Here is a 16730-nt window from a genome sequence, read left to right as displayed (position 1 = left end):
CTTGACCGCTCCTGAGAGAAAGAACCCGATGAAGCGCAAAGGCACCGGCCCGGACGGCCTGGTGATCGTCGACAAGCCCGAGGGCATCACCTCGCACGGGGTCGTCGCCAAGATGCGGTGGCTGGCCGGGACGCGGAAGGTCGGGCACGCCGGCACGCTGGACCCGATGGCCACCGGCGTGCTGGTGATCGGCGTCGAGCGCGCCACCCGGCTGCTCGGCCACCTGATGTTGACCGCCAAGACCTACGAGGCGACCGTCCGGCTCGGCCAGACCACCGTCACCGACGACCGGGAGGGCGAGGTCACCTCCGCCACCCCGGCCGACGGGGTGACCCGGGAGGCGATCGACGCCGGGATCGCGGCGCTGACCGGCGAGATCATGCAGGTCCCGTCCAAGGTCAGCGCCATCAAGATCGACGGCAAGCGCTCGTACGCGCGGGTGCGCGAGGGCGAGGAGTTCGAGCTCGCCGCCCGGCCCACCACGATCCACTCCTTCACCGTGCACGGGCAGCGCGCGGCGGTGGCCGAGGACGGCACGCCGGTGATCGACCTGGACGTGACCGTGGAGTGCTCCTCCGGCACGTACATCCGGGCGCTGGCCCGCGACCTGGGTGCCGGGCTCGGCGTCGGCGGGCACCTGACCGCGCTGCGGCGCACCAGGGTCGGGCCCTACGCGGTGGAGTCGGCGCGCACGCTGGAGGAGCTGGAGGCCGCCGTCACCGGCGAGGCCGCCACCGGCCTGGAGGTGCTGCCGATCGGCGAGGCCGCCGCGGCCGCGTTCCCGCGCTGGGACCTGGACGAGGCGTCCGCGCAGAAGCTGTCGCACGGCGCCCGGCTGAAGGCGCCCGGGCTCGGCGTGGACGGGCCGATCGCGGTGTACGGGCCGGACGGGCGCTTCCTCGCGCTGGTCGAGGAGAAGGACGGCCAGGCGAAGCCGGTCGCGGTCTTCGTCGGCTGACGCGCCCCGCACGCCCCTGCTGTCACCCCCGTCGGGATCCGTCCCGGCGGGGGTTTCACTCGTGCGGGGGAGCGCGCGAGGTGAACGCCGGTGGTGAGCGGCGCGGGCGCGGTCGGGCCGCCGCCGCTCCGGGCAGGCTCCCCGGCGGGTCCGGAACCGGGCCCGAGGGCCTCGCGCGAGCAGGCCGAGGAGGCGCGCCGGTGCCACCGCGGACGGAGCGGGGCCGCCGGTGGGACGGGCCCCGCAGCGACGGCCGCGGGCACCCGGCGCGCCCCCGAGGCGGCCGGCGCCAGTCGAGGGGGCGGAGCACATGGCGGGCATGCCGGACGGCGACGGGGTGGCGGGGGACCCGGGGCGGTACCTGCTGCGGATCCGGGACCTCAACGGGCGGCTGCACGGCTTAGGGTTCGTCGCCGACCCGAGGGGCACCGTCCTCACCGCGCACGAGGCCGTCGCCGGCCTGGACCGCCTCGTGCTGCACACCCCCGGCGGGCAGACCCGGGTGCTCGGCCCCGACGCCGTCCTCGCGCTGCCCGGGCACGGACTCGCCCTGCTGCGCACCGACGCGGTCGGCGGGCTGCCCGTACCCGCGCTGCCGGTCGCCGCGCTCGCGGCCGGACACGAGGTGGTGGTGCCCGCGCTGGCGGGGGAGGACGACCGGGCGGTGGCGCTGCGCTGCGGCCTGCTGGGCGTCACCGGCCTCGGGTACACCGGGCCGGACGGCCGCCACCTGCCGGGCGGCGTGCTGCTGCTGGACCCGCTGGTGGTCGCCGGGGCCTCGGTGCCGGCCGGCTCGCCGGTGCTCGACGCCCGCAGCGGCGCCGTGGTCGCGCTGGCCGCGCCCGCCCTGGGCGGCCCGCGGCACGGCGGCGCGCTCGCCGCGGTGCCGGCCGGCGGCGGCGCGGCGGCGGCCGCCCCCGCGCTGGCCGAACTCCTGGCGCGCAACGCCGCCGCGGTGCCCGCCTACGGGCCCGCCCTCAACCTGGCCGGGGTGCTGCGGCTGGCCGCCGTCCAGCTGGCCGCCGCCGGGGCCGGACCGGGCCGGGTGGCCGGGCTCGCCGCCGACCGGGTCGACCGGCCCGACGGCCTGACCGGGGACGAGCCGCGGACCACCGTCACCGCCGTGGTCGGCGCCCCCGGCAGCGGGCGCACCACCGAACTCGCCGCCCTCGCCGCCCGCCGGGCCGACGGCGCCCGGCAACTGCCGACCCTGTGGCTGCGCGGCGCGGACCTACGGGCCGGGGACCGCTCGCTGGCCGAGCCGGTGGAGCGGGCCCTGGCCGCCGCCGCGGCCGAGCTGGGCACCCCCGCGCCCGCGCCGGAGCCGGTGGCGGCCCTGTGCGCGGCGGCCGGCCGCCCGCTGCTGGTGGTCCTGGACGGCCCGGAGGAGGCGCCCGCGCCGCTCGAGCCGCGCTGGCTGCGCGGCGCCGGGGACTGGCTCACCGGCTGCGGGGCGCGGCTGCTGACCGCCTGCGCCGAGGAGACCTGGGAACGGCTGGCGGCCGAGACGTGGGGCGGCGGCGCGGCCCGCGCCGGGTACGACGAGGAGCCGGCCCCGTACGGAGACCTGGCCAGCGCCCCCACCGTCCGGATGGACGGCGCCGGCCCGGGCGCCCCCAGCCTGGGTGGCCACCGGCTCGGGCCGCTGCCCGCCGAGGCGGCCGAACGCGTGCGCCGCCGCTACGGGCTGCCGCCGGGGTGGCCGGCCGCCGCCGACGCCCGGCACCCGCTGGCCGTGCGGCTGGCCGGCGAGCTCTGGGCGGAGGGCCTGCGCGGGGAGCCGGGCGGGCGGGCGGAGCTGTTCGGCGGCCACCTGGACCTGCAGTGCCTGCGGGTGGCCCGGCGGCTCGTCGAGGACCCCCGGCCCCGGCGCCCCGGCGCCCACCGGCGGGGCGCGCCGGCCGGTCCGGCGCAGGGGCGGGTGCGGCGGCTGGCGGCGGCGGTCGCCGGGCGGGTGCACGAGGCGGCCCGGCGGATGCTCGGCGCCGATCCGGGCGGGCTGGGCCGGGAGGCCTTCGAGGAGCTGTTCCCGGCGGCTGGCGGCTGGGCCACCGCGGTGCTCGCGGAGGGCCTGTTCGTCCCGGCCGGCACCGGCTTCCGGTTCGCGCACGGGGAGTTCGCCGACTGGCTGCAGGGCTCGCACCTGGATCTGGACGTCGCGCTGCGGCTGCTGCTGGGCGAGGCCGAGGACACGCCCACCGGGTCGGCCGGGGGGCGCGTCCCGGCGGGCCGGGCGTGCGGTGTCCCCCGGCACCGGATCGGCCCGGTCGTCGCCGCGCTGCGCCAGCTGGCGGAGGCCTGGGGCGCGCCGGCGCTCGACCCGTGGCTGCACCGGATCGGGCGGGCGCTGGACCTGCGCCCGCCCGGCAGCGAACCCGCCTGGTGGGCCGGACGCCTGCTGACCGCCGGGCTGGCCGCCAGCCCGGACCCGGTCGAACACCTGGCGCTGCTGGAGCAGTTGGCCGATCGGGCCGCCGACGGGGGAGCGGCGTTCGGTCCGGCCTTCTGGACCGGCCTCGGCCTGCCGGTCGAGGCCGAACTAGCCCTGCTGCGCCGCCTGGTGGTCGCGGACGGCCCCGGGCAGGGCCACCTGGCCGCGGTGGCCGGTCGGCTGCGCGCCGACCCGGTCGCGGTGTTCCCCCTGCTCTGCGGCTGGTTCGAGGACGGACGCGGGCTGCCGGGGCGCCCCGGTCACACCGTCGCCGACCTCGCCCACGACCTGCTGCACGCCCACCGCCGGCTCGCCCTGGACGAGTTGGCGGACGCGCTGGTCGACGCCGCGCACCCGCGGGCGGACGCGCTGCTCACCCTGCTCGCCGCCGAGGAGCCCTCCGCGCTCTGCCGGGCGGTCGACCGCTGGAGCCACGACCGGCGGCCCGAGCGGCACGTGGCGGCCGCCGTGCACGCCCTGCGGGTCGCCCCGCACGCCGTCGGCGCCGCCGCCGGGTTGCTGCGGTTCACCGCGCAGACCCTGCTCGCCCGCGAGGACGAGCCGGGCCTGCACGGAGCCGCCCTCGCCCTGCTGCTCGGCGATCCGGCGACGCGTGCCGGGCACCTCCCGGCCGCGCTGGCGCTGCACCGGGCGGGCGGCGACGCCTTCCTCACCGCCGCGGCGCTCGCACCGGCGCTGGAGAGCGACCCGGAGCCCGTCCTGGCCGCGCTGGCGGACCGGCTGGCCGCCCCCGGTGGGGCGGTCGCCGAGACCCTGCGGGTGCTCGCCGACGCGACGGCCCCGGTGGCCACCCGCCGCGGCGCCGAGCTGGCGGCCCGGCTGCTGCGCGAGCGGCCGGAGCTGGCCGGCCCGGTGGCCGTCGACTACCTGGGCCGGCGGCTGGCCCGCGCGGCGACCGGTGGCCCGGCGGCCCGGCTCGAGCTGCGGGTGCTGCTCGGCGGAGCCCTGGCGGCCCGGTCGCCCGCCGTGCGCCGCCCGTTCGCCCGGGTGCTGTCCGCCCCGGTGGCCGACCCGGCGGCGGACGCGTTGCGCTGCGAGCTGCTCGACACCCTGCTCGCCACCGAGGCCGACCCGGCGGTGCTGACCGCCGCGGTGGAGGGGCTGGCCGAGCACTGCGCGGCCGAGCGGCCGGCCCGGGCCCGCGCGGTGCTGGCCCGGGCGGCGCCCGCGCTGGCGTCGGCGGACGAGGTGCTGGTGGGCTGCGCAGGACGCTCGGCGGCCTTCGCCCGGCTGCTCGCCGAGTGGCCGCAGGACGCCGCCCCGGCTCCGCCGGAGGGCCCCCGGCTGGCCCGGATGCGGGGCCTGGTGGCGGCCGGCCGGGATCCCCGGAGCGCCGCCGCGGAGGCGGAGCGGACCGCCGCCGGGCGGGCCGTACGGGCGCAGGTGCGGTCAACCCGTATTCCGGTGCCGGAGCAGGAGCAGGCGCATGGCACGCTATAGGGGTTCGGGTTTGAGCGTTTGAGCGTACAGAGGGTACGCGCCGTACGGAACAAGGAGCGGTCAGGGTGCAGCGCTGGCGTGGCCTGGAGGAGATCCCCGGTGACTGGGGACGCAGCGTCGTCACCATCGGTTCGTTCGACGGGGTGCACCGCGGGCATCAGCTGATCATCGGCCGGGCCGTCGAGCGTGCCCGCGAACTCGGCCTCCCCACGGTCGTGGTGACCTTCGACCCGCACCCCCGCGAGGTGATCCGCCCGGGCAGCCACCCGGCGCTGCTCGCCCCGCAGGCGCGCCGCGCCGAGCTGATCGCGGGCCTCGGCGTGGACGCGGTGCTGGTGCTGCCGTTCACCCCGGAGCTCTCCCAGGAGTCGCCGGAGACCTTCGTGCAGCAGGTCCTGGTGGACGCGCTGCACGCACGGACCGTCATCGAGGGCCCCAACTTCCGCTTCGGGCACCGGGCCGCCGGGGACGTCGCGCTGCTCGCCGAGCTGGGCCGGGCGGCCGGCTTCGACGTCGAGGTGGTCGACCTCCAGGTGAGCGGCAGCGCCGGGGACGGCCGGCCGTTCTCCTCCACGCTGACCCGCAGCCTGGTCGAGTCCGGCGACATGGCGGGCGCCGGAGAGGTCCTCGGCCGCCCGCACCGGGTCGAGGGCACGGTGGTGCGCGGCGCCCAGCGCGGCCGCGAGCTCGGGTTCCCGACCGCCAACGTGGAGACGGTGGCGCACAGCGCCATCCCGGCCGACGGCGTGTACGCGGGCTGGCTGACCGCCGACGGCGAGCGGATGCCCGCGGCCATCTCGGTGGGCACCAACCCGACCTTCGACGGCACCAGCCGCACCGTCGAGGCCTACGCCATCGACCGGGTCGGCCTGGACCTCTACGGGCTGCACGTGGCGGTGGACTTCCTGGCGTACCTGCGCGGGATGGAGAAGTTCGACTCCATCGAGGCGCTGCTCGACCGGATGGCCGACGACGTCAAGCAGGCCCGCGAGCTGACCGACGGCCGCTGACCGGCTGCTGAGCGCCGGCCGTCGAGCGCCGGCCGTCGAGCGCCGGCCGTCGAGCGCCGCACCGCCCGCGCGGAAGGGCCCGCCGACCACGAGGTCGGCGGGCCCTTCGGCGTCACTGCTGGGGCTGCGGCGGCGGGTATCCGTACCCGGGCGGCGGCTGGTAGCCCTCCGGCTGGGCCGGCGGCGCGGGCTGCGACGGCTGGCCCTGGGCGGGCGGGTAGCCGTAGCCCGGGCCCGGCTGCGGGGCGGGGGGCTGCTGGCCGGGCTGCGGCCAGGCCGTCGGGGCGGGCTGCGGCGGCGGGTATCCGTACCCGGCCGGCGGCGGGGTCTGGCCGGGCTGCGGTGCCCAGGGCGCCCCGGGGGCCGGCTGGGCGGCCTGGCCGGGCAGTCCCTGCTGTCCCGTGTACGGCTGCGGGGCCGGCTGGCCGCCCTGCGGCGGGTACGGGACTGCCTGCGCCTGCTGCTGCCACCCGGCCTGCTGGGCGGCGGCCTGCTGGGCCCGGGCGATGTCCTCGCCGACCAGGGTGGCCAGCTCGAAGTAGGCCTCGCGGACCTTGGGCCGCATCATGTCGAGGTTGACCTCGGCGCCGGCCGCCAGGCTCTCGTCGAAGGGCACCACGACCACCCCGCGGCAGCGGGTCTGGAAGTGCGCGACGATGTCCTCGACCTTGATCATCTTGCTGGTCTCGCGCACTCCGGAGACCACCGTGATGCTGCGCTGCACGAGGTCCGCGTAGCCGTGCGCGGAGAGCCAGTCCAGGGTGGTCGAGGCACTGGAGGCACCGTCCACGCTGGGGGTGGAGACGATGATCAGCTGGTCGGCCAGGTCGAGCACCCCGCGCATCGCGCTGTACAGCAGACCCGTGCCGGAGTCGGTCAGGATGATCGGGTACTGGCGGCCCAGCACGTCGATGACCTGGCGGTAGTCCGAGTCGTTGAAGGTGGTCGAGACCGCCGGGTCGACGTCGTTCGCCAGGATCTCCAGGCCCGAGTTGAGGTCCTGCGAGGTGAACTGACGGATGTCCATGTAGCTGCGCAGGTGCGGGATGGCCGTCACCAGGTCGCGGATGGTCGCGCCGGTCTGCCGCTTCACCCGGCGGCCCAGGGTGCCGGCGTCCGGGTTGGCGTCGATCGCGATCACCTTGTCCTGGCGCTCGCTGGCCAGGGTCGCGCCGAGCGCGGTGGTGGTCGTGGTCTTGCCGACGCCGCCCTTGAGGCTGATCACGGCGATCCGGTAGCAGCTCAGCACCGGGGTGCGGATGATCTCCAGCTTCCGGGACTTCTCGGCGGCCGCCGCCTTGCCGCCGAACTGGAACCGCGGCTGCTGGCGCTGCTGCTTGGGCTGGCTGCGCAGCAGCCGGTCCGAGGACAGCTCGACCGCGGCGGTGTAGCCCAGCGGAGCGCCGTGCGCGACCTGCTGCGGCGCGGCGGCCTGCTGGAACGCGGCGGGCTGCGCCTGCGGCTGGCCGCCCTGCGGCGGCCAGGGCTGCCCCGGGCCGGGCTGCTGCGGCTGGGCCGGCTGCTGGTAGGCGGCGGGCTGCGGCCAGCCTCCCTGGCGCGGGTCCACCGGCGCCGGCTGCGGGGCCGCGGGCTGCGGCTGGGCCGGGTCCGGCTGGAACGGGGCCTGCGGGGCGGCGCCCCACGCGGCGGCCTGCGGGTCCTGCGGCTGGTGGGCGGGGACCGGCTGCTGGTACGCCTGCGGCGCCACCGGCTGGGCGGGCGCCACCGGTTGGGCGGCCGGGGCCGGCTGAGCGGCCGGGACCGGGTACGGCTGCTGCGCGGCCGGGACGGGGCCGGGCTGCTGCAGCGGTGCGGGCTGCGGGTGCGGCTGTGCCGCGGCCTCGGCCGCCGGCCAGCCCGGGGCGACGGCCTGCGGGTACTCGGCGGCGGCGGGCTGCGGCTGCGGGGCGACCGGGGCGGGGACCGGCTGCGGGGTGACCGGGGCGGGGACCGGCTGCGGGGCGACCGGGGCGGGGGCGGCCCGGTCCGGCGCCGGGGCGGCCACCGGGAACGGGACGTGCTGCGCCTCGGCCTGGACGGGTGGGACGGCCACGGGCGCCTGGGGCTGCGCCTGCGCGGGCACCGGGGCCGGCGCGGACGGGTACGGGCCGGCGGCGGGGCCCACCGGAGCCGGGCCGGCGGGGGCCGGGGCGGTCGGTGCCTGAGCGGCGGGTGCCTGGGCGGCGGTGGCCGGTGCGGTCGGTGCCGACGGGGGGACGGGGGCCACCGGAGCGGCCGGAGCCACCGGGGCGGTCGGCCCGGCGGGGTTCGGGGCCGGGGTCGCCGGTGCCGCCGCGGCGTCCGTCTGCACGTACCAGGACGGGGGAGTGTAGTCAGGCGCGTCCGACCAGTCGTCGTCGTCCTCCGCCGCGTTGTCGCCGACGTAGACGCCGTCCCGATCGCTGCTCACTAGGGCTCCCTCGTGTTCGCCGCCGCTTGTTCAGCGGTGCCGTTGCCGCATCACAGACTAGGCCGTGCGGCAACCCCCCTTGAAGGCGGCGTCCGATCCCGACCGGGGCCCCGGCCGGGATCGGCGGCTCAGTCCATCCGGCGCGGCCCGCCGAGAACCTGCTGCTCGGCCGGCCCGGCGACGGCCCGCACGTACTGACGGCGCATCCGGGTGGTCCACAGGGTGAGGTCGTCGCCGAGGGCGGGCAGGGCGGCGACGTCCTCCGGGGGGAGCGAGAGCACCCGGCCGGTCAGTTCCGCCTCCTGCGGGGAGATCCGCTGCAGGCCCACCAGGTCGGCCGCGTTGAGCACCCGGGCCGCGTTGGGGCCCAGGTAGGGCAGCAGGGTCAGGGTGGTCTGCCAGGGGGCGGCGGAGAGCCGGCTGCGCGGCGGGCGGGCGCCGAGGTCGCGGACGACGAGGACCGGCGAGGTCACCGAGGCGCCCTGCGGGCCGAGCCGGCCGACCTGGTGGACCGTCACGCACGGCTGTCCCCCGCCGGCGGCCTGCGCCAGCGGGCCCCAGAGCTGCCCGCGGGCGGTCTCCACCGCGACCCGGGCGCCGGTCGCGGCCGCGCGCAGCGCGATGACCTGGGCCGTCCACACGCCGCCGACCAGCACCAGGTCGTAGGCGCTGGGCCGGAACAGGCCGAGCACCGCGGGCTGCCCCTGCGGGTCGGCGCCGATCACCACGCCGTCGTCGCCGACCGGGAAGGCCAGCGCCCCGAGGTCCGCGGGGTCGAGCACGTGCTTCTCCCGCCGGGGGCCGCGCAGCCCGAAGCCGGGCAGTATCCGCGCCCGCACCCGGGGCCGTTCGGCGCCGTGCTGCGGGCCGGGGGCCGGATAGGTCTGGTACGCCATCAGGACGCTCCTCCCAGCGGCAGGGTGGCGAGCACCCCGGGGGCCTGTTCCAGGTCGAGCCGGACGAGGCCGAGCCCGGCGCCCTGGGCCCGGGTCTCCACCTGGCGGCCGACCTGTACCACCTCGCTCTCGCTGCGCCCGGTGACCCGCAGGTGGCCGCTGACGGTGACCGAGCCGCCGGTGCCGTGCCCGGCGGTCAGGCTGAAGGTGCTGGCCAGCGCCGGGGTGCCGGTGATCAGGTTGACCAGGTCGGGGGCGGCGATCCGGCCGGGGGCGCCGCCGGGGCGGCTGAGCTGCGGCCAGCGGGAGATCCAGTAGGTGCTGTGCCAGCGGTCGTCGATCCGCCAGAACCGGTTGCCCTCCTGGGTGCGGCGGGTGGTGCCGCCGCCGCTGCCGGTGCCCTGGCGACCGGCCACCGCGATCGGATTGGCGCAGGTGGAGATGGCCAGGGCGGCGATCAGTTCGCGCTCGTCCAGCACGGTGGCGTTGAACCCGGCGCTGTTGAGCCGCCCGGCCAGCTGGTCGGTGACCCGCTGCAGCGCCTTGCGGGCGCCCTCCTCACCGCCGCCGCGGGCCCGGACGGCGGCCGCGGCCCGTTCGGGGTCGAGCTTGAGGGCGACCCAGGTCAGCCGGAGGCCCGGAGTGGCGGTGCCGTCCGGGAGTTCGCGGTAGGCGCGGGCGGCGAGGGACTGCTCGGGCAGGTGCGGGGCCGGGGCCGGCTGGGTGTGCTGGACGAGCTGCACCGACTCCAGGGTGATGTCGTCCACCGTCAGCGCGGAGCAGACCACGTCCAGCGGCAGCGGCAGTGCGGTCCGCACCGGGCGCAGCGGCTGGTCCTTGGCCTGGACGAGCAGGACGGAGCTGAGGAACGTCCCGTCGCCGACCATGCCGGTCTCGCGGCGCACCGGGCGGCCGCCGAGGTCGGCCTCGGTGGCGTGGGTGCAGGTGCGCAGCGCCGGTTCGAGCTCCAGGGCCGGCGCGAGCGCCGGGTCGGTGCCGGCCGGGGGGAGCGTGCTGCGGGCCTGCCGGCGGCGGGACTTGAGGGCGGCGCGCACCCGCAGCAGCTCGGCGACGGTGCGCCCGCGCAGCGGGACCGCGGCGCACACGACCAGGACCAGGGCGACCGCGCCGAACCCGGCGGCGACCGGTCGGCTGATCGTCCAGCCGACCGCGACCAGCGCGGCCGCGACCTCGACGAGGACGAGCTGTTGGAGCTTCAGCCGGCCGCCGAGCAGGCCGGGCCGGGGGTTGACCCGGACCGCGACGGGCCCGCCGCCACCGGGCTGCGGCGGCTCGGGCGCGGCCCCGGCGGCCGCGGTGCCGCGCTGCGCCCGGCCGGAGCGGCGCGACCTCCCGCCCGTTGCCGGGTCGCGGCGTCCTGGAGCGGTCTGGCTTGGCATCCCCCGGTGACCTCTCTGATCGGTTGTCGCGGCCCGGCTGGCTGGTTCGCGGACCCTACCCGTACGGTACTCACCGGCTGCTGCCGCATCGTAGAGGGTTCGCGCGGGTCGCCGCCCGGCGGGTGCGGGCGGCGGGGCAGGCCGGTCTGACCATGTCCGACGAGGGGGACGACGAGGATGGCATCGCGCCGGGACGAGCTGAACGCGTACACGTTCGCGCGCAAGCGCACGGTGGGGGCGTTCCTGCAGCCCGCCGGCGGCGGCAGCGACGAGGACGCGCCGCGGCCGGTCAAGGCGGTGCTGCCGAGCGTCCTGGTCGGGGCGCTGGTGGTCGCCGGGTTCGGCCTGTGGGGGGTGTTCAAGCCGAGCGCGCCGCTGCACTGGGACGACGGCAAGAGCGTCATCCAGGGCAAGAAGTCGACCACCCGGTACGTGGTGCTGACGGATCCGGACGGCCGGACCAAGCGGCTGCACCAGGTGCTGAACATGTCCTCGGCGCGGCTGGTGCTGCCGGCCGACGCCAAGGTGGTCGTGGTGGACGACGGGGTGCTCGACGCCTACCCCAACCACGGGCCGACGATCGGCATCCCGTACGCGCCGGACAAGCTGCCGAGCAAGGACAACGCGGGCCGGCCGATGAAGTGGTCGGTCTGCGACCGCCCGGGTTCGGACGACAAGCAGGAGACCGTCAACCAGGCGGTGTTCGTGGCGGCGGGCCAGGACGCGGCGGCCCTCTCGGCCAGGGACCGGATGCTCGGCCCGGACCAACTGCTGCTGGTGCAGCAGGCGGACGAGCAGCAGGTCTCGGTGCAGCCGGCGCCGGGCCAGCCGGGCGCCCGGCCGGGAGACGCGAAGGTGTTCCTGGTCGACGCGCAGGGGCGCAAGCACGAGATCGGGTCCCCGCAGGCGGACGACAAGGAGCGCAAGGCGCTGATCACCGCGGTCTTCGGGCCCAATGCGGTGCCGCAGCGGGTCAAGCGCGAGTGGCTGGACACCCTGGTGCCGGGCAGCCCGGTGGTCTTCCCGCAGATCGACGGGGTGGCGGACAGCCAGGGGCCGAACTCCTCGGTGGCGCTGGGCAACCAGGCCGACCGCCGGATCGGCCGGCTGGTGCACTACCAGGACCGGAACTACGTGGTCGGCAAGGACCGGCTGTACCTGGTGACGGCCTTCCAGGCGGAGCTGATCCGGCAGAACCCGGCCTACCAGGTCCTCTACAAGTACGACGCGGACAGGAAGCCGCGCAGCGACGAGATGACCCCGGCCGACCACGCCGCGTTCGGCGGCGACACCCGGCTGCCGAACGCCGGGGACGACTGGCCGCTGAAGGCCGCCGCGCCGGCCAACAACTGGCAGGACCGCCAGGACCCGCGCCTGGTGGTCTGCAGCACCTTCGACGGCGTCGGCGAGGACGGCCGCACGCCCAGGCGCAGCGTCTGGGCCGGCCCGGCGTACCCGGCGCCGTACAACAACGGTGCCGGCGCGGCCTACGTGACCCCCGGTCACGGCCTCTTCTACCGGGCGATGGACAACACCGTGGGCGGCTCCGGCACCGACTTCCTGATCACCGAGACCGGTCTGCGGTACTCCGTTCCGGCGAACGGCGACGGTGGCCGGGGTGCCGCCGCCGCGCCGTCCGCGGGTGCCACCGCGCCGCCCGGGGGGCAGTCGGGCGGGGGCGGCGCCACGAAGTCGCCGACCCCGCAGCCGGGCGCCACCGCGCCGGACCAGCAGCCCCAGCAGCAGGACGAACCCGGCGCCAACCAGGCCCGGTTGGGCTACCAGGGGCTGCAGCCGCTGCCGGTGCCGCGCGAGTGGTCCAACCTGGTGCCGGCCGGTCCGCCGCTGACCGCGAAGAGCGCCGTGCAGCCGCAGAACGCCTGACGGGCGGGGCCGGACAACCGAATTGGCCCCCGTGTCATGGTCTGGTAACTACTCTGTGCTCGGTGTTGGGCGGGTTGCGCCCGCCGACTACAGTGCACGTGGGCATCACTCGGGTGATGCGGCGGCTCGGGCCGGGAGGCCCTCCGTACACACGGCTTGTCTCATGGGGGATGGTGGAACATGGCTCAGGGTCAGTTCACGATGACGGCACAGGAGATGCTGGCGTTCGCCAAGCGGATCGAGGAAGCGGTCGGCAAGATCGAGGCCGAGCGGCAGAAGCTGATCAGCACGGTCGACGGCGTCACCGGTGGCTGGCAGGGCCAGGCGGCCACCGCCTACAAGACCCTGCAGGAGCAGGTGAACACCGACATCGCGAAGCTGAAGGAGTCGCTGACGGCGATCCAGCACGCGATCGAGCTGACCACCAAGCACTACGCGAGCACCGAAGAGGAGCAGAAGGCGCTGTTCGCCTCCGCGCAGGGCTGATCACCGCACCGCGCTGACCACCCGCCTGTTCCGACCTTCCGCTCGGCGGGGCGCCCGCGGCCGATCGTGCGGCGCCCCGCATTCCTCGTCAAGGAGTCACCGTGTCCGACAACATCCTCGTCAACTTCGAGACCGTCCACCACGCGGCGGAGGAGGTGCGCGCCTCGGCCGGCCGCATCGACCACCTGCTGAACGACCTCAAGAGCGACGTCCAGAAGGTCTCCGGCAGCTGGCAGGGCGCCGCCCAGCAGGGCTACCAGACCTACCAGACCCAGTGGGACACCCGCGCCGCGGACCTGCAGAAGGTCTGCGCGCAGATCGCCACCTCGCTGGACAACGCGGCGACCAGCTACAAGACCACCGAGGACAACAACGCCAAGCTCTGGCAGTGACGACGCGTCCCCGGGCGGGGACGTGAGGGGGCGGGTACCCGGGCTCCGGGTGCCCGCCCCCGGTGCGCGGCAGGGGTGGACGACATGAGGGGTGGCAGGGTGTCCGGACGCGGGTACCGGAAGGCGGCCGCGGTGCTGGCCGCGCTCGCGGTGCTGGGCGGCCCGCTCGCGGCCCCGGCGGCGGCAGACGGCGGCCCCGGACTGGCCGCCGCGGGCGACTGCCCCAAGAACGCGCCCGACGTGCCGACCGTGCCGTGGTCGCTGCAGCGGCTGCTGCTGGACGAGCTGTGGCAGGGCGGGCGGACCACCGGCAGGGACGTGCTGGTCGCGGTCATCGACACCGGTGTGGACGACCAGAACCCGCAGCTGGCCGGCAAGGTCCTGGAGGGCCCCAGCCTGCTGGTCAACCGGGAGACCAAGGAGAAGGTCCCGGGCGGCTCCAAGGACGATCCGGTCGGCCACGGCACCAAGGTGGCCGGCATCATCGCGGCCGGGCGCAGCGACCGGACGGGCTTCGTCGGGCTCGCCCCCGACGCCCGGATCCTCTCGATCCGGCAGAACGACAGCGACGGCAACGGGGACGTCTCCACCCTCGTCCAGGCCGTCAACGAGGCGGTCCGGGCCAAGGCCAGGGTCATCAACATCTCCCAGGACGTCCGCGGCGCGGGCACCGCGGCGTTCGGCGGCTACAACGAGCTGAAGGCCGCGATCCAGGCCGCCGAGGACGGCGGCGCCGTGGTGGTCGCCTCCACCGGCAACGACGGCAAGGAGGGCGACACCTATCCGGGCGCCTTCCCGACCGTGCTCGCCGTCGGCGCCTCCGACCGCAACAACGAGCGCGCCCCGTTCTCCCAGTACGGCTCCTTCGTGAAGGTCGCCGCGCCCGGGGTCGACATGCTCTCCACCGTCCCGCGCGGAGGCCAGTGCGTGGACAACGGCACCAGCTTCGCCGCGCCGTACGTGTCCGGGCTCGCCGCGCTGCTGGTCGGCGCCCACCCGGACTGGAAGCCGGCCCAGGTGCGGGCCTGGATCGAGCAGACCGCGCAGCGCACCGAGCGCGGCCCGAACCGGTTCATCGGCTGGGGCGTGGTGGACCCGGTCCGCGCCGTCACCAAGGCGCCCGACGTCGCACCGGCGACCCCGGCCCCGGACGCCCCCGTCCAGCTGGCGGCGGCCCCGATCGTGCCGCAGCCGGTCGGCCTCGGCGAGACCCAGGCCGACCGCGACGGCCGCACCGCGACGTACGTGCTCGCCGCCGGGGCGCTGCTGGTCGCCCTGCTGATCGGCGGCGGCGTGGTGCTGCGGGACCACCGCCGCCGGTCCGCCGACTGACCGCTGCGTACGGCGGCCGACCGGTCCGTGTGCGCAGCACCCCTCCGGTGGCCGGAGGAGTCCCGTGGGGCGCCTGTAACACCGCGGGCCCCTCGGCGCATCCAAGAGGTGTCGGGGAGCGCGGGCAACGGGGGCGGTACGCATGGGGTGGACCAGGTCGGGCCGGGAGGCCAAGGACGCCGAGTTCCTGGAACTCGTCTCGGTCCGCACCGGCCACCTGTACCGCTCGGCCTGCCTGCTCACCAGCGGCGACACCCACTACGCCGAGGACCTCGTCCAGGAGGCCCTCAGCCGGATGTACGTGCTGTGGCGGCGCAGCGCCTGGACGGGCGGCCGGGACCGGATCGACAACCCGGCGGCCTACACCCACACCGTGATGGTGCGTACCTTCCTGGCCCAGCAGCGCCGCCGTTCCAGCTCCGAACGCCCCACCGGGGAGCTCCCCGAACCGGAGGGGCGGGAGACGGACAGCACCCTGCGGCTGACCCTGCTGGACGCCCTCGGCCGGCTGCCGGCCAAGGACCGGGCCGTCCTGGTGCTGCGCTACTGGGAGGACCGCAGCGTCGAGGAGACCGCCGAGGCGATGCGCGTCTCCTCCGGGGCGGTCCGCACCCGCACCACCCGGGCCCTGGCCCGGCTGCGCACCCTGCTCGGCGACTCGCTGGCCGAGCTCGCCGCGCGCTGACACCTCCCGCAGACCACTTCCCGCACACCACGTCCCGCAGACCGCGACGCAAGGAGACGGTGACCACGCATGTCCCGACCCGAAGAGTTCGAGGACGATCTTCTCTACGCCATGACCCGCACCGGTGAGGGCTTCCGCACCGAGCCGGCCGACCTGGTCGCGGGGGGCTACCGGCGCGGCCGGAGCCGCTGGCGCCGGCGCTCCACCGCCGCGGTGCTGGGCGGCGCGGCCGCGCTGGCCCTGGTGGGCACCGGCACGCTGTACCTCACCGGCTCCGCCGGCCCGGCGCCGGTGCGCGCGGCCGCCGCCCCGAGCCCGGCGGCCGGCAGCGGTTCCGGTACCCCCTCGGTGGCCCCCTCCGCGCCCGCGACCTCCGCCGCCTCCCCGGCGGTCAAGCCGGTCGGCGGCGACGAGGTGCTGGCCGCCTTCCAGGCCCTGCTGCCCAAGGGGCAGGTCACCGACGGGCGGGGCACCGGCACCGAGCCCGCCGACGGCAAGCCGTGGGGAGGCGGCGTCGCCGCCGGCGCCTCGCTGGTCTTCGACGACGGCAGGGGCAGGTCCGCGATGGGCATCTCGCTGGGCCGCCTGGGGGAGGGCGACCCGGGCCGGGCGGAGAACACCTGCCCGGACGGGAAGCTCGTCCCGTACGACGCCTGCACCACCACCACGCTGCCCGGCGGCGGCACGCTGACGGTGCTGCAGGGCTACGAGTACCCGGACAAGCGGGCCACCACCAAGTGGTGGAACGCCAAGCTGACCGGCGCGGACGGCCGCCAGATCGAACTGTCCGAGTGGAACTCCCCGGCGGAGAAGGGCTCGCCGGACAGCCGCCCGCAGCCCCCGCTGTCGGCCGAGCAGCTCAAGGCGGTCGTCACCGACGCGTCCTGGGACCGGGTGATCGCCGCGATCCCGGTGCCCGCGCCGGTCAAGCCGCGGGACACCAGCCACGAGTACGGCCAGGAGGAGATCCTCGCGATCGCCGCGAAGCTGCTGCCCGCCGGGCTGACCGAGGCGAAGACCGGCGGCCAGCCGGGCTACGCGAACTTCGTGGTCGACGACGGCAGGGGCGAGTCCCTGGTGGAGATCAACGTGCAGGACTGGAGCGGCGGCAAGAGCCCGGCCGGGGAGATCTTCGACGGCGTCGCGCCCCAGCCGGACGGCACCAAGGTGGTCGTCCGCAAGCAGGCCGGCAACCCGGCGGGCTGGATCGTCGACACCCTGCACGCGGACGGCCTGCGGGTGGTGGTCGCCGCGTACAACAGCGGCAGCCAGCGGACCAAGGCGACCCGCAGCACCGCGGCGCTGAGCGACGACCAGCTGAAGGCGATCGCCACCGCGGCGGTCTGGAAGCTCAAGAAGTAGTGCCGGACACGGCAGTGCCCCGG

At 76.9% G+C, this 16730-nt stretch carries 12 protein-coding genes; 9 read left to right on the top strand and 3 right to left on the bottom strand.

The genetic code is table 11. The features are described from left to right. Nucleotides 1-28 precede the first annotated feature (28 nt). The 3 genes from truB (at nucleotide 29) to ACIA8Q_RS30390 (ending at nucleotide 5860) form a co-directional block, all read left to right on the top strand. A complete protein-coding gene (gene truB / locus ACIA8Q_RS30400; RefSeq protein WP_387907383.1) occupies nucleotides 29-958 on the top strand; it encodes a tRNA pseudouridine(55) synthase TruB in 930 nt (309 codons plus the stop codon). 310 nt (nucleotides 959-1268) lie between these two features. Continuing rightward, nucleotides 1269-4850: a serine protease gene (locus tag ACIA8Q_RS30395; RefSeq protein WP_396318012.1), complete on the top strand. Its 3582-nt coding sequence runs from the start codon at nucleotides 1269-1271 to the stop codon at nucleotides 4848-4850. A gap of 65 nt (nucleotides 4851-4915) precedes the next feature. Further along, nucleotides 4916-5860, top strand: coding sequence for a bifunctional riboflavin kinase/FAD synthetase (locus ACIA8Q_RS30390; RefSeq protein ID WP_360214429.1), 945 nt, complete (start codon nucleotides 4916-4918; stop codon nucleotides 5858-5860). A 112-nt stretch (nucleotides 5861-5972) separates the two neighbouring features. Here ACIA8Q_RS30390 and ACIA8Q_RS30385 read toward each other — a convergent pair whose 3' ends face one another. The 3 genes from ACIA8Q_RS30385 to eccE all read right to left on the bottom strand — a co-directional run bounded on the left by ACIA8Q_RS30385 (nucleotide 5973) and on the right by eccE (nucleotide 10566). After that, nucleotides 5973-8270, bottom strand: coding sequence for a MinD/ParA family protein (locus ACIA8Q_RS30385; RefSeq protein ID WP_396318011.1), 2298 nt, complete (start codon nucleotides 8268-8270; stop codon nucleotides 5973-5975). Nucleotides 8271-8398: 128 nt separating this feature from the next. After that, complete coding sequence (locus ACIA8Q_RS30380) at nucleotides 8399-9166, bottom strand: hypothetical protein (RefSeq protein WP_360214425.1); 768 nt, start codon at nucleotides 9164-9166, stop codon at nucleotides 8399-8401. Beyond that, nucleotides 9166-10566: a type VII secretion protein EccE gene (gene eccE / locus ACIA8Q_RS30375; RefSeq protein ID WP_360214423.1), complete on the bottom strand. Its 1401-nt coding sequence runs from the start codon at nucleotides 10564-10566 to the stop codon at nucleotides 9166-9168. The genes ACIA8Q_RS30380 and eccE overlap by 1 nt, the downstream gene beginning before the upstream one ends. Before the next feature lie 177 nt (nucleotides 10567-10743). Here eccE and ACIA8Q_RS30370 point away from each other — a divergent pair, with 177 nt between their 5' ends. The 6 genes from ACIA8Q_RS30370 (at nucleotide 10744) to ACIA8Q_RS30345 (ending at nucleotide 16707) form a co-directional block, all read left to right on the top strand. Continuing rightward, nucleotides 10744-12450 carry a type VII secretion protein EccB gene (locus tag ACIA8Q_RS30370; RefSeq protein ID WP_396318010.1) on the top strand — a complete coding sequence of 569 codons (1707 nt, stop codon included), beginning with the start codon at nucleotides 10744-10746 and terminating at the stop codon, nucleotides 12448-12450. A 180-nt stretch (nucleotides 12451-12630) separates the two neighbouring features. Continuing rightward, nucleotides 12631-12936, top strand: a complete 306-nt coding sequence (locus tag ACIA8Q_RS30365; RefSeq protein WP_360214419.1) for a WXG100 family type VII secretion target — start codon at nucleotides 12631-12633, stop codon at nucleotides 12934-12936. A gap of 101 nt (nucleotides 12937-13037) precedes the next feature. After that, nucleotides 13038-13328 carry a WXG100 family type VII secretion target gene (locus ACIA8Q_RS30360; RefSeq protein WP_360214417.1) on the top strand — a complete coding sequence of 97 codons (291 nt, stop codon included), beginning with the start codon at nucleotides 13038-13040 and terminating at the stop codon, nucleotides 13326-13328. A 99-nt stretch (nucleotides 13329-13427) separates the two neighbouring features. Continuing rightward, a complete protein-coding gene (gene mycP, locus ACIA8Q_RS30355) occupies nucleotides 13428-14660 on the top strand; it encodes a type VII secretion-associated serine protease mycosin (RefSeq protein WP_360214415.1) in 1233 nt (410 codons plus the stop codon). A gap of 142 nt (nucleotides 14661-14802) precedes the next feature. Further along, on the top strand, nucleotides 14803-15345 hold the full coding sequence (locus tag ACIA8Q_RS30350; RefSeq protein WP_360214413.1) for a SigE family RNA polymerase sigma factor: 543 nt from the start codon (nucleotides 14803-14805) through the stop codon (nucleotides 15343-15345). Nucleotides 15346-15414: 69 nt separating this feature from the next. Next, on the top strand, nucleotides 15415-16707 hold the full coding sequence (locus ACIA8Q_RS30345) for a hypothetical protein (protein WP_396318009.1): 1293 nt from the start codon (nucleotides 15415-15417) through the stop codon (nucleotides 16705-16707). Nucleotides 16708-16730 lie beyond the last annotated feature (23 nt).

Source organism: Kitasatospora sp. NPDC051705, from assembly GCF_044453265.1.
Classification (GTDB): Bacteria; Actinomycetota; Actinomycetes; order Streptomycetales; family Streptomycetaceae; genus Kitasatospora.
The sequence above is the reverse complement of the archived record's forward strand: the minus strand, read 5'-3'. Positions and strand labels throughout refer to the sequence as shown.